This is a genomic window from Streptomyces hyaluromycini (assembly GCF_002217755.1).
In the GTDB taxonomy this organism is placed as follows: domain Bacteria; phylum Actinomycetota; class Actinomycetes; order Streptomycetales; family Streptomycetaceae; genus Streptomyces; species Streptomyces hyaluromycini.
The window spans coordinates 77,387-90,580 of the sequence record NZ_BCFL01000036.1 but is presented as its reverse complement, the minus strand read 5'-3'; the positions used below and the strand labels follow the sequence as shown (position 1 = coordinate 90,580).

The following is a 13,194-nucleotide window of genomic DNA, read 5'->3' as shown; positions in this document are numbered from 1 at the left end:
AAGTCGACGCCACTACTCGGATCGGGCTCGCGCCGGCCGGACGCGTCGGTGGGAGGCCGGCGGCGCAGCTGGGCCTTGGCGCTGGGCGGATGACGCTGCCGCGCCGCGTGATGGCCTTCCCGGAACCGCGGTTCAGCACGCCGCGGGTGATCGGGGTCGACGATTTCGCCACCCGCCGCGGCCACACGTACGCCACCGTGATCACGGACGGCGAGCGCCACCACCCCATCGACGTCCTGTCCGGCCGCGAAGCAGCACCGCTGGCGGCCTGGTTGAACGCGCATCCAGGGGTGGAGGTGATCTGCAGGGACCGCGCGGGGGCGTATGCCGAAGATGCAGCGCTCGGCGCCCCGGAGGCGCTGCAAGGTGCGGACCGGTTTCATCTGCTCCAGAACCTCGGCCAAGCCGCCGAGGAGGCGGTCGTAGCCCGTCGCGATTGCCTGCGTACCTTCATACCGCCGTCAGTCAGCCATCCTGCTTCGGTTCCGCCGTTGCGCCAGGGCGGGTCGCGTTAGGATTTCCTGATCATGGACGTGATGACGGGGAACGAGATGGTCGCCATCCCGCCGGGGCAGGTGACGCTGTCGGACCGGCGGACACAGCGCAGCTGGTCGGTCGAGCTTGCGCCCTACCGGCTCGCGGCTTTCCCGGTCACCCGGGCGCTGTACGCGCAGATCACAGGCCAGCGGCCGAGCACAGCCCAGGGGGACCCGCTGCCCGTCGAGTCCGTCTCCTGGTGGGAGGCGGCGCGGTTCTGCAACGCCCTGTCCGAGCGCGACGGGTTCACGCCTGCGTACCGCTTCCATGCCGACGGCGAAGGCGTCGAGTGGGACGCGTCCGCCGACGGGTACCGGCTGCCGACCGAAGCGGAGTGGGAGCACGCCTGCCGTGCCGGTACGACAGGACCTCGTTACGGGGAGCTCGACGACATCGCCTGGTACCGCGGCAACTCGCACGAGCGCATCCACGACGTGGGCGGGAAACGCCCCAACCCGTGGGGGCTCTACGACATGCTCGGCAACGTCTGGGACTGGTGCTGGGACGTCTACGACGCCGAGGTCTACGGCACCTACCGGGTGCTCCGTGGCGGTGGCTGGTTCGACGAGCACTGGAGTTGCCGGGCCTCCGCGCGGCGCCGCAGCCACCCGACCTTCCAGGTCGACGACGTCGGATTCCGCATCGCGCGTTCCGTCGTGTGACGACCGGCTCAGGCCCGTCAACGGACGCAATGCCGGCCGATCAAACTGCCTGGGGACTCGATCATCTGAGACTTCGAGCGAATCGAACCCGTTCACCTGAGACAAGATCCTGTATTGCCTCGACGTCTTCAAGTGGCCCCCGGGATTGGCTTGTTCGGGGACCGCTGGTGCCTTGGCCCGTTAGAGTCGAGGTCGTGGAAATCGATGAGGATTCCCTTTTGGCGGAGCAGATTTCCTACTACCGAGCTCGTGCGCCCGAGTACGACCGGGTCTATGCCGAGCGTGAGGATCTGCGCAAGCTGGTGGCCCTGGCCGGCGACCTCCCGGTTGCCGGGGATGTGCTGGAGCTGGCCTGCGGAACGGGGCAGTGGACCGGGCCGTTGGCCGCGCGGGCGCGCTCGCTGACTGCTGTCGACGCGTCACCGGAGGTCTTGGGTATTGCGCGGGCGCGGGTCACTTCCTCCAACGTCCGGTTCGATCGGGCCGACGTGTTCCGGTGGCAGCCGCCGCGCCGTTACGACACGGTGTTCTTCGCGTTCTTTCTCTCCCATGTCCCGCCGTCTCGGCTCGGCGACTTCTGGAACACCGTCGCTGCCGCCCTCGCGCCCGGTGGCAAGGCCGTCTTCGTCGATGAGGGCCCCGCTGCGGCCGCCCGTGAGGAAGTGGCTTCGGACGTGCGTCGGCTCGACGACGGCAGCCAGTACCGCATCGTGAAGGTCCTCCACGAACCGGCAGAACTCACCGGTGAACTGGCCGCGTTGGGGTGGTTGGCCGACATCCGGCCACGGGGGGAGTTCATCATCGGTATCGCCGAACCACGTTCCGTGCCCGTCGCCTAACGCGCTCGGCCGCCTCGCTTGAGCTGCTGTCGTGAGCGTCCGCTTTGGCCTGTCGTTCGTGAGGCGGTCCACGATCACCGCGCAGAGCCGCCGGTCGGTGAAGGTCCGGCTCCAGCCGGTGAACGCCTCGTGGGAGGCGATCGCGATGCCCCTCCCCCTCTCCGCGCGCACCGCGAGAACCGGGAAGGGCATCTCCGCGGCGCGGCGGTCCCGTTCGAGCCAGCCGAGCTCATCGATTTCGAGAAGGTGGACGCGCCCGCAGCGGGCGATGGTCCTGCCCGGCTGTTTCCCGTCTGCCGCCTCGACCGGCCTGTTCACCGAGTCTGCTGCGGTGGTGCGGCGGACGCGGTAGCCGGCCCTGGCTATCGCGGTGCCCACGGCTACAGCTTCCAGCCGCGTAGCTGGTCGGCAACATCCTGGACGCTTATGCGGGTGTCACGCACCTTGCGGACCAGGTCGGGCAGCGCACCGTAGGGTGGGTCGATGCCTTCGCCGGCCTGCGCCATGTACTGGGCGGCGAGGAACGCGGCGTAGAGGCTGTTGCGGTGCGGGAGCGGCTCCAGGCGGACGATCGTGTGCAGGAGGGCCGCGGCGCGCCAGGCCGTGTCGGGGTCGGCGGCCGCGAGGGTGGGCAACCGGGTCTTGTGGCGGGCGACGGCCGCGACCAGCGCGGAGTAGTCCGAGACGGTCAGGTCGTCGTGGCCGAGCGCGTTCTCCTGGACGTCCAGCAGCCAGGAGACGTCGATGTAGAGAGGCGGCATCAGGCGGCAGCAGCCCCGGTGCCGCGCTCGGCGGGCGGCACTTCGTCAGGGAAGGCCTCGTCGAACTCGCCACGCAGCCGCTCGGCCCATTCGGTCGCACCGGCGACGAACTGCTTGCGCTGCATCTCGCGGATTCCGAGGTCGTGCAGGTACTGCTTGAGGCTCTTGCCCTCGGCGGCGGCCGCGGCCCGCACGCCTTCGAGTTCCTCGTCGGTGAAGGACACGTTCAGCGATGGCATAGAGCGATGGTACCTAGTAGGTGCCTGCGGGTGAAGCGGGAGGCCGGAGCGGGCGGTCCAGCACCCCGCCCGCGGTCCGGCACTCACAAGGTCCCCGGGCCGGACTCGGGTCACCGTCGTGAGGACGACCGGCTCCAGACCGCGCTCGCCGAGCACCTTGCCCCCTCCTACCACCGTCGCCCTTGCCCGCGGAGCAGCCATCGACCGGGACCGGCCGGATGCCCGGGCAGGGGGGTCATGATCGAAACGCGGCCGGCGCGGCCCCGATGTCCGGTGAGCCGTCCGCTGCCGCACTCTGCAGGAGATCGCGTTCAAGGTCGTCCAGGGCCTGGCGGGCCGCGGTGCTGCGGGTGATCAGCAGGCGTCGGTCTTCGAGCCCGGGGGCCGGGTACGGCGGCTCTTCCGTCGCCTCCTCCTGCTCCATCTGCCGGGCCTCGTCGAGGGACGTGATGACGACACCGATGAGGACGTTGACGAGGACGAAGGAGGCGATCAGGACGTAGGAGGCGTAGTAGGCGAGGCTCCAGCGGGAGACCTCCAGGCCGGAGTGGACCGCGTCGCCTATGCCGTCGAGGGTCATGAGGAGGAAGAGGGTCAGGACCGCGCGGCCGATGGAGCCGTAGTGCTCGGGGTCGTGACGGCCGAAGAAGACCCAGCCGACCATGGCGTACACGTACAGCAGCAGGGCGCCCACCAGCAGGAAGCTCAGCGTGCCGGGCAGACTGCGGGCGACGGCGGTCAGCACGATCCGCAGCTGCGGCAGGAAGCGGGCGGTGCGCAGTACCCGGGCCAGCCGTAGCAGGCGCAGCACGGTGGTGTTCTCGCGGACGAGCGGCAGGAAGGCGCACAGGACCACGGCGAGGTCGAAGAGGTTCCACGGGTCCCTGAGGAAGTCCCGGGGGCGGTCGGCGTGCGCGCCCAGGCGCAGGAGGATCTCGGCGGTGAACACGGCCAGGCAGCCGTGCTCGGCCGGCCATGCTGCTCCGGGATCCTGCTGTCTCTGCCCCTCGGCTCGTACGACGTTCCCGGCCAACCCGGCCGGAAGGCAGGCTTGTCCAGTGATCGCCTTCCAGGGAAACTTCTACAGCACTGTAGATCCAATGCGGAAGGCAGCCCGGATCTTCAGGAGTGAGGCCAAGGCGCTCAAGGAACAGGACCCGTCGGGCGCGGGTGCCATGGCTGTCGGTCCCTCGTGTTCGAGACGGGCGCGGTGGCTTTGGCACGGGAAGCATTGGCCGACGCCCGGCACCAGGCCGATGTCCGCGTCCGGGCAGACGTCGTTGCCGCACGATGGACACGCCCCCTCCGGCCTCCCGTACGCGGCGCCCAGGTCACGGATGACGAGGAGGGCGACGAGTGTGGGGGCTGGGTCGTCCGACACCGCCGGGCCGCGGCGAACACGGCCGCGAGAACCTCGGCGCGAGAGCGCCCCTGCGGCGACGAAGAGCTCGATCGTCTCCTCCATGAGGCGGCCGGGCTCAGCCTGGTGGAGCCCACGTCGGCGCCCGACACAAGCGCGCCCACAAGCAGCAGGCACGAGGCGGTGACGACCCTGATGCCCGAGCCCTCCCGTGGACGCGAGGACGGCCTCGTCCGCGCGGCTTGTCCCCCCGTCGGTCGTCTCGGAGGGCCACTGGGCGCGCGGGCCGCCTCCCACCGGTGGAGACGGCCCGCCCGCCCCTGCGACGGCGTGGCTGCTTCGCCCGTCGTCCTACCTCACCACGGTGCCGGGGCCGGCGGCGGGGACACCGGGGGTCGGTCGTCGCAGGTGATGGTGTTCGGCAGTTCCCAGGATGCCAGCCAGGGGCCGGTCGTGCCGCCGCCGTCGTTGCCGCCGAGGTCGTTCACCGTGAACTCGGAGCCGGAGGCGGGGAAGTTGAAGGATCCGCAGTTGTTGATGCCGACCGCGCCGACGTTGCGGGCGTCCACGTTCTCGAAGGACGCCGATCCGGCGGAGCGGGCGCTGAGCACGGAGGTACCGGTGCCGTCCACGCGGATGTCCTTGAAACGGACGCCTCGGATCGCGTACTTGTCCTTCACCGGGAAGTCGGAGACCAGCATGATCGCGTTGTAGGTGTTGTCGAGGAAGTGGTCGCCGGTGACCTGGATGTCGGCGTCGATGTCCCTTTCCAGGGCGTAGAACCAGATGGCTCCCAGGCCGATCTTCCAGTTGAGCTCGAACGGCCCTGAACGCACTGTGGTGTTGTCCGAGATCTCCAGATGTCCGGTGAACGGCTGCGCGCCGAACCGGGAGCCGACCTGGATGGCGCTGCCCTCTCTGATCGGGTCGGCTATGAGGTTGCCGGTGACGGTGTTGTCGGTGCCGCCGTACAGGGCGATGCCGTTGGCGAGGACCGGGGTCTGCACGGTGTTGTGGGCGAAGACGTTGCGCGCGTCGCCCGTCTTCTCCGACCACATGGCCAGACCGTCGTCGCCGGTGTTGCGGACAAAGGTGTCGGAGACACTCGAATCTGTCACACCGGTATGGAAGTTGAGGCCGTCGGCGATCTGGTCGGCGATCTGGGTGCGGGTGACTCGCAGACGGGCCATCGGGCCGTCGAACCACATACCGACCTTGGTGTGGTGGAGGTAGAGGCCGTCGATCGTCGAGTCGCTGAGCGCTCCGCCGAGGGCGTTGACCTGGTCGGTGTCGATGCGTTCACGTACGTCGCCCTCGACGGCGAAGCCCGACAGGTGGACGTCGTGGCTGCCGCCGTCCGCGGCGTCCTTGCCGTAGAAGCCCACCCCGGTGTGGACCGAGCCGTCGGGGGCGGGGGTGGCGAGGGTGACCTGGTGTCCCTTGACGATCGTGTACCAGCTGCCGGCCCCGGCGATCGTCACGTCATCCACGATGATGTGGCGGTTCACCTGGTACGTGCCCGGCGGCAGGTACACCTTGAGGTGCCGCTTCTTGGCGTAGGCGATGGCCCGGTCGAAGGCGTCGCCCGCGTCACGCCGGCCGGTGGGGTCGGCTCCGAAGGCGATGACGTTCGCGGCATGCGTCTCGACGTGGGGCGCGCCGACGAGTTGCGTGTCGAGCAGGTCGATGACGGTCCAGGCGGCCGTGCTGTTTCTGGGCGCGGTGAGGCGGACGGTGTCACCGGCCGCGTACCGCTTGCCGAGCAGCAGTCTCTGCTCGTCGTAGAAGTGGCTCGGCCTGAACGGCTTGTCGATGGTGGGCGCCGGGGTGGTGGCGGCGGGAACGCAACCGCATTCGGTGATCCACCAGTCGGGGTGCAGCAGGTCGCCCTGGGGGTCGTTGCTGAACGGGTACTGGTTGTAGAGCCAGGAGTACTGCGAGGTGAGGGTCATCGTGGTGCGGTGCCGGCCGTCCACGGAGACATCGAGGGGTGCGGTGATGCCGCCGCCTGCGGGAGCGTCGGGGATGCTGTACCGCACGGTGAGAGCGTTGGCCGCGCGCGGCAGGGTGAACTCGACGTACTGGCCCGGCTTCAGGCGCACCGCCGTGCGGCCGGATGCCTCCGAGGGCAGCGTGTAGGCGGTGCGGTCGGGGCCGATGACGGTGCCGTCCGTCGCCGCGTTCTCCGCCTCCTGTTCGTCGAAGTCCACCGCGGCGCCCCGCCCCGCGACAAGGGCGGGGTCGAGCCCGGCCCGGGTCACCGTCGGGAAGCCCGCACGGCCGGTGTGCCACGACGACGCCGGGGCCGGAGCGCCGAGGCCGAGCACGAGTCCGGCGGTGACCGCGGTCAGCGCCACCAGGGTCCGAGCCGGTCTTCGCGCACGGCCTCTCAGCCGCTCCGCAGCAACGTGGTCGGTGTACCGCGCCATCGGATTCTCGTTTCTCTGGGAGCGGAGGTCACCGAGGGCAGCTCGGTGCGCGGCAGCACGACGGGAACGGGCCGTGCCGCTGCGTACCGGGACATTAGGGCGCGACAGGACGGCCGGACAAGACAGCGGGCACTTCTTTCCATTGATCGATACAGATCCTGCAATCAGTTGTCGATTACTTGCGTTTGGATCTCGTTCCACGGAAAGCCGCGCTCACGCTGCGGCGCTGCCGACCGTCCACGTCCGGGAGTCCGAAGCGTGGGACCTTTGAGACCGGACAGGCACCACACCCTGTCCCGTCGGAGCCTGAAACGACCACGTACCACGCTCCTGGCGGCACTGGGCATCACCGCCATCAACGAGTCGGCCTGGAGTGCTCGCGTGCTCGGCTGTCCGTCATGCGGAGAGCGCGGTCTCACGGTCGAGGGCGGCTCCGACCGAACGTCGGACGAGGGCGGCGGTACCTGGCCTGTGACGTACAGGGGGGTCGTCCGGGGAGTGGAGTCGGTCTGCCCCGTCGTCGACCCCGAGCCCGCCAAAGCAGACGGCGAAGTCGGCACCCGAGACATCATCTACGTGGTGGACGAGGCGGGGACATGTGTCGCAGGCCCGGCGAACATGGACGACGTGTGAGTGGACATAGCGTCTCCCCCATCACCACTGACCATGCGACCGGCTCCGCCCTCATGATCTGTGGATCAGATCCCCCAGATCTACAGCAAGGACCTGCACCTTGATGAGCGCAACCGCTGCACGCATGACGGCTTGTGCAACTCCTCGTTTCTCCGCGCTTGGTTCAGCGTGGCGTGCGGGGGCTGTGTTCCGGCGCCCACCCGCTTGGCGAAACCACACGGCGAGCACCAGCGGGTGGACGAGCTGTCCGAATCGAGTGGCGGGCATCGGACCCATGGCCAGGCCGAGCCCGAGCCGGTCCGCGGCAGCGGTGACGCTGCGCGGCGGACGCATCGGCAGTGAGACCGCCGGCACACGGACGGCCGACATGCTCCGCCTGGCCGGAAGCGGGAGGGGTGGCTCCCGGCCAGACGCCTGCCGTCGACCCGCGCCGTCGGCCCGAGGGGGCATCGGCTGCGGCGTGAAGTGACAGCAGTATCGCGACGAGGGTGAACGGCAGAGCCGTGAACCGGTACCAGTGCTCGGAACGACGATCCGCACCGTTCCTCGCCACGCAACGCTGGACGCCGCGTCCGGTGGAACCCCCGCCGGCGTCGGCATCTGTCCGATCTGCCGACCACCGGTAGCCATCGTGCGTTCCATGTTGCCCCCTGTCTCGACCCGTTCCGCTCAGCGGACCGTCACCGTTGGTGCAGCTCACCGTGCATGGCGGTCCGGCGGGAAGACGGGAACGGTCGCAGGTCGGGCCCGGTGACGCGGCCCTGACGGTGTGGTGACGGCGGGCCCTGCACCGTCGACGGCATGCGAAAGCACGGATGCAGGCACGGATGCAGACAATGACCGCCCGGACCATCGAACCCCTGGGCGACGCGGCCCCGGAGGCGACCGTGAGGCCGGACTGCTCCACGCCGTCCACCGAGGTCACCGTCGTCGACGAGACGGTCGTATTCGGCTACGGCTCCGACCGGCGCGGCACGGAGGTCTGCGCGACTCCACTGGTCGGCGGGCACGGCCTGAGGCGGCCTCTCGCACCGGTGGACCCGAGCGGGTTCACCGAGCCCCGGCTCTCCGTCCGGGCCGATCGCCCGGGAGGCTGCGGCGGTCTTCCGTTCTTCCTCGAACTCCGGGTCGGTGGCCTGGTCGGGCTGAACCGAGGCATGAACCTGGCCGCCCTCGTCGAAGGCGTGCGCGCCGGAGCGATCGAGTCCGTCACCTTCCCGAAAGACGTCATCGCCAACGCACCCCGGATCCCCTCCGACCTCGCCCGGTTCTTCCCACCCGAACAAGGCACCTTCCTCATCGGGCCCATGGCCAAGATCGGCTGGGGCACACCGACCCAGATCTGTATCCCGCTCGGCGTCATCATCGAGATCCCCGGCAACATCGCCGTCCTCGGCGTGCCTCCGAACGGTCACAATCTCCTCGTCAGCGGGACCGATCCGGCTGGGGCGCCGCTCACCGCGACCGCCCTGTCCGACCCCACCGCCGACGCGTGGGCGGCCGGCCCGCCACTGGGCACCTCCCGGCGGCAGCACACCACGACGAGGCCCGCCGACGGCCGCGTCATCGTCACCTGCGGACGCTCCGCCACGGACGCGCTCGCCTCGACGAAGACTTTCGATCCGGCCGCCGGATCGTGGCGGCCGGGTCCGGCGAGGGACACCGCCCGACCCGGCCGCGCGGCAACGCGGCTGCACGACGGCCGCGTCCTGGTCGCCGCCGGCGTCGCGGCCACCGGCACGGCGGCCGGAAGTCCCCGCGCCGCCACGCCTGCACGAATCGGAGAGGTGCTCATACCGTGACTCAGCCACAGGACTTCCGGCTCATGATCGGCGAAGAGCCGTTCGACCCCATCGAGGTACCGGCGGCAGCCGAAGCCCTCGCGTCGGCCAGGAAGCCGATGGTCGTCCAGTTCGCGGCCTCCCTCAACGGGCCCGACGCCGACCGTCTGAAGGCCGCGTACGGCTTGAAGCTCGACCGGTTCATCCCGAACCTGGCGTTTCTCGAGCGGCTCGACGACGCGACCGTCGCGAGGATTCGTGCCGATTTCCTGGTGCGCTCGGTCGTCGCGCTCGACCCGGCGCTGAAACTCGCGTCCTGGCTCCCCGCCACCGGCACGTCGCTCGACCTGATCGCGACCCTGTTCGCCGACGCGGACCTGACCGCCGTCGGCGCGGCATTGAGCGCGCTGGGTGCACGCGATGTCGTACTCAGCGACGGCCGGCCGCTCGGCAGCGAGCAGTACGCCTCGTTCGCCCTCGACGACCGGGCCGTACTGCCGCAGGTCGCGGCCCTCGACGAGGTGGTGTTCGTCGAGCCGGAGCCGGAACGCGATGTGACCGACGTCCCCTCGGCCGAGGTGTTCCAGTCGGGACGGACCGGCGGTCCGGCCGACGACACGATCTGGCGGCGCGGGCTGCACGGCGAGGGCCAGATCCTCGGACTCATCGACAAGGGCCATCTCGACCTGAACCACTGCTTCTTCAATGATCCCAAAGAGTCCAAGGCGAATGAGGACCACCGCAAGGTACTCGGCATGTTCGACCAGAACGACATCGGGGCGCACGACCACTTCATGTTCGTCGCCGGCATCGCTGTCGGCGACCAACGCAGCGCCGACGGCAAGACGAGCACCCTTCACGCGAACCGGGGTGGTGCGTACGAGGCGAGGATCGTCTGCAACAGCATGGGCGATCTGTTCGCACCGATAAATCGCAAATATGTGGAGCTTCTCGACAGAGGGAAGAAGGCGGGGGCCTTCATCCACAGCAACAGCTGGTCCGGTCTGGTCACGACCTACAACGCCGACGCGGTCGACGCGGACAGTTTCAGCTTCAAGAACGAGGAACACCTGATTATCGGCGCGGCGTCGAACACGGCCGACCGGGGCTCGGGCAACGGCGCGCCGGGAATCGCGAAAAACGTGCTGTGTGTCGCCGCCGCTCAGGCCTTTCCCGACCACATGACCTTCGGCAGCGGAAAGAACGGGCCGACCACGGACGGCCGGCGCAAACCCGATCTCATGGCGGTGGGCAACGGCATCCAGTCCGCCCTCCTGAACCCGAGGACCCCACCCGGCGTGTACTGCGACACCGGCCTCCCGAAGAAGAACCCCACGCTTGCCGCCACGAGCTGGGCGACACCGAACGCCGCTGCCGCGGCCACGCTCGTGCGCCAGTACTTCACGGAGGGGTGGTACCCCAACGGGAGGAAGGAACCAGATCGCAGCGTCAATCCGTCCGGCGCCCTGATCAAGGCGGTGCTGCTCAACTCGACAGTCAACATGACGGGCATCGCCGGCTATCCGTCCAACACCGAGGGCTGGGGGCTGATCCAGCTCGATCGCACGCTCTTCTTCGAGAAGGATCCGCCCTCCTCCCGCCGTCTGTTCGTGAAGGACGTACGGCACAGTGCCGGGCTGTTGCCGCAGACGAGTGCCACGTACCGCTATTCCGTCGACGCCAGAACCGAGCCGCTCAAGATCACGCTCGTGTGGACGGACATCCCCGCGTTCGAGGGTTCCACACAGACGTGGCGGAACGTCATCCGGCTGGAAGTCGAGGATGCGCTGGGTGTCAAGTACCTGGGGAATGACATCGATCCCGCCAAAGGTGTTTCCAACGCGGGCGGAACCGGCCCCCAGGACTTCGCCAACAACGTCCAGATGGTCATCGTCGACAACCCGTCCACGGGTTCTTGGAAGATCACGCTTCGAGGAAGCTTCGTGTTCGCACAACAAGGCTACGCACTGGTCGTGTCGGGGGGATGACGTGAACGCACCCGGTACCGCGCGGCAGTCACCGGACTTCCGCCTCATGATCGGCGACGAGCCGTTCGACCCCATCGACGTACCCGTACCGGACGAGGGGCTCGCGCCGGCGAAGAAGGCGACCATCGTCCAGTTCACCGCCTTGCTGACCGAGCCCGACGTCGCCCGGGTGAAAGCCGCGTACGGTCTGGTCCTCGATCGGTTCATCCCGAACCTGGCCTTCCTGGAGCGGCTCGACGACGGGACCGTAGGCAGGCTGCGTGCCGACTTCCTCGTGCGGTCGTGCACCGCACTCGATCCGGCGCTGAAGCTGGCGCCGTGGATTCCCGCCACCGGAACACCGCTTCGGCTGATCACGACCATGTTCGACGACGCGGACGCCGGCACCGTGCGATCGGCACTGGACGCGGCCGGCGCCCGGGACGTCCAGCTGATCGACGACCGCCCGGCCGGCAGCCATCTCTTCGCGGAGTTCGCTCTCGACGACCGTGCGGCTCTCCCCCGGATCGCGGCCATCGACGACGTCGTCTGGGCGGAGCCCGAACCGGATGCCGTGGATTTCAACGTGGAGGCGGCGCAGACGATCCAGTCGGGTGGGGTCGGCGTGCACGGCGGCACGATCTGGGACCAGGGACTGCACGGCGAGGGCCAGGTGATCGGCATCATCGAGAAGGACGGGACGATCGACCTGAACCACTGCTTCTTCGCCGACGAGCCGAACGTCCCCGGCCCCGGCCACCGCAAGGTCCTCTCGCTCACCAGGAAGAACGACACCAAGGTGAACGAGCACGCCATGTTCGTCGCGGGCATCGCGGCCGGCGACGACCGCGCGAACCCGGGCACCCACCCGCACCGGGGCGGGGCGTTCGCGGCGAAGCTCGTCGTCCGCACCCGCGACAACCACCTCCTGAAGATGCTCGGGGACGCGAAGGCCGCGGGCGCCACCATCCACAACAACAGCTGGGGGCTCGCGGACATCACGAGCTACGACAAGACGGCACGGGACGCGGACGAGTTCAGCTTCCGCAACGAGGACCATGTGGTCGTCGGCGCCGGCGCCGGGTTTCACGAGGCGGACAACACACCGCCCGGGATCGCCAAGAACGTGCTGTGCGTCGCGGCGGCCAAGGCCTTCCCCTTCGAGATGAGCGACGGTGACGGGCTTCCCGGGCCGACGAGCCCCGACAAGCGCCGGAAGCCCGAGATCATGGCCGTCGGTGGCGGCATCAGCTCGGCGCTGGTGAACCCCGCGTCGCCGTCCGCACCGTACTGCCTGACCGGCGGTCCGCAGGTGTTCGCAGCAGATGCCACGAGCTGGGCCGCTCCGAACGCCGCGGCCGCTGCCGCGCTCGTACGCCAGTACTTCACGGAGGGGTGGTACCCCACCGGCAGGAAGCGGCCGGACCGCCGACTGCTGCCGACCGGCGCGCTGATCCGGGCGGTGCTGCTCAACTCGACCGTCGACATGACCGGTCGACCCGGATATCCGAGCCTCACCGAGGGTTGGGGGCTCATCCGACTCGATCGCACGCTCTTCTTCGACGGCGCTCACCGCCGGGTGGACGTGCACGACGTGCGGCACAGCGCCGGCCTGGAGATCGGGCAACGACGCACGCACGAAATCGTCGTCAGCAGCATCACCGAACAGCTCAAGATCACGCTGGTGTGGACGGACGTTCCACCCGCCGAGACCCTGCACACCCTGCCTGCGCGGAACCTCCTCAGGCTGGAGGCCGAGGACCCCGGGGGAATCGCCTACGTCGGCAATGACATCGACATTCCCACCGGACTGTCGAGGCCGGTCGGGTCCGGCCCGCCGGGCCCACCGGATCTCCGCAACAACGTGCACATGGTCATCGTCGACCATCCGCCGGTCGGCAAGTGGAAGATCACGGTCGAGGGGTCCGTCGTCTTCGGTCAGCAAGGTTACGCGCTCGTCACGTCCGGGGCTTTGAAGTGAACGCC

At 69.1% G+C, this 13,194-nt stretch carries 11 protein-coding genes and 1 pseudogene; 7 read left to right on the top strand and 5 right to left on the bottom strand.

The window, feature by feature from the left end:
* The first annotated feature begins 89 nt into the window (after positions 1-89).
* The 3 genes from SSP29_RS46400 to SSP29_RS46390 all read left to right on the top strand — a co-directional run bounded on the left by SSP29_RS46400 (position 90) and on the right by SSP29_RS46390 (position 2,038).
* Positions 90-515: a transposase gene (locus SSP29_RS46400; RefSeq protein WP_145969053.1), complete on the top strand. Its 426-nt coding sequence runs from the start codon at positions 90-92 to the stop codon at positions 513-515.
* Between the two features lie 12 nt (positions 516-527).
* The gene (locus SSP29_RS46395; protein ID WP_089107033.1) at positions 528-1,199 is read left to right on the top strand and encodes a formylglycine-generating enzyme family protein; all 672 of its coding nucleotides are present in this window, start codon (positions 528-530) and stop codon (positions 1,197-1,199) included.
* Between the two features lie 200 nt (positions 1,200-1,399).
* A complete protein-coding gene (locus tag SSP29_RS46390) occupies positions 1,400-2,038 on the top strand; it encodes a class I SAM-dependent methyltransferase (protein WP_167450185.1) in 639 nt (212 codons plus the stop codon).
* 57 nt (positions 2,039-2,095) lie between these two features.
* On the opposite strand, the pseudogene SSP29_RS46385 reads toward SSP29_RS46390, so the two are convergent.
* The 5 genes and pseudogenes from SSP29_RS46385 to SSP29_RS46360 form a co-directional block, all read right to left on the bottom strand.
* Positions 2,096-2,422 (bottom strand): annotated as a pseudogene (locus tag SSP29_RS46385) (ATP-binding protein); the annotation flags it as partial.
* A complete protein-coding gene (locus SSP29_RS46380) occupies positions 2,419-2,799 on the bottom strand; it encodes a toxin Doc (RefSeq protein ID WP_089107031.1) in 381 nt (126 codons plus the stop codon). The pseudogene SSP29_RS46385 and the gene SSP29_RS46380, both read right to left, overlap by 4 nt.
* Positions 2,799-3,038 carry a hypothetical protein gene (locus SSP29_RS46375; RefSeq protein WP_150136256.1) on the bottom strand — a complete coding sequence of 80 codons (240 nt, stop codon included), beginning with the start codon at positions 3,036-3,038 and terminating at the stop codon, positions 2,799-2,801. Before SSP29_RS46375 ends, SSP29_RS46380 begins: the two co-directional genes overlap by 1 nt.
* Before the next feature lie 235 nt (positions 3,039-3,273).
* Complete coding sequence (locus tag SSP29_RS46370; RefSeq protein ID WP_245883553.1) at positions 3,274-4,071, bottom strand: ion transporter; 798 nt, start codon at positions 4,069-4,071, stop codon at positions 3,274-3,276.
* Between the two features lie 683 nt (positions 4,072-4,754).
* Entirely contained in the window at positions 4,755-6,827 is a 2,073-nt protein-coding gene (locus tag SSP29_RS46360) for a glycosyl hydrolase family 28-related protein (protein WP_089107028.1), read from the bottom strand.
* Positions 6,828-7,298: 471 nt separating this feature from the next.
* On the opposite strand from SSP29_RS46360, the gene SSP29_RS58980 reads away from it, so the two are divergent.
* From SSP29_RS58980 to SSP29_RS46335, 4 genes are all read left to right on the top strand, one after another.
* Positions 7,299-7,460 (top strand): hypothetical protein, encoded by a 162-nt coding sequence (locus SSP29_RS58980; RefSeq protein ID WP_167450177.1) that lies wholly within the window; start codon positions 7,299-7,301, stop codon positions 7,458-7,460.
* 836 nt (positions 7,461-8,296) lie between these two features.
* Positions 8,297-9,262, top strand: a complete 966-nt coding sequence (locus tag SSP29_RS59450; RefSeq protein ID WP_089107025.1) for a DUF6603 domain-containing protein — start codon at positions 8,297-8,299, stop codon at positions 9,260-9,262.
* A complete protein-coding gene (locus tag SSP29_RS46340) occupies positions 9,259-11,229 on the top strand; it encodes a S8 family serine peptidase (protein WP_145969052.1) in 1,971 nt (656 codons plus the stop codon). The genes SSP29_RS59450 and SSP29_RS46340 overlap by 4 nt, the downstream gene beginning before the upstream one ends.
* A gap of 1 nt (position 11,230) precedes the next feature.
* The gene (locus tag SSP29_RS46335) at positions 11,231-13,189 is read left to right on the top strand and encodes a S8 family serine peptidase (protein WP_167450176.1); all 1,959 of its coding nucleotides are present in this window, start codon (positions 11,231-11,233) and stop codon (positions 13,187-13,189) included.
* Positions 13,190-13,194 lie beyond the last annotated feature (5 nt).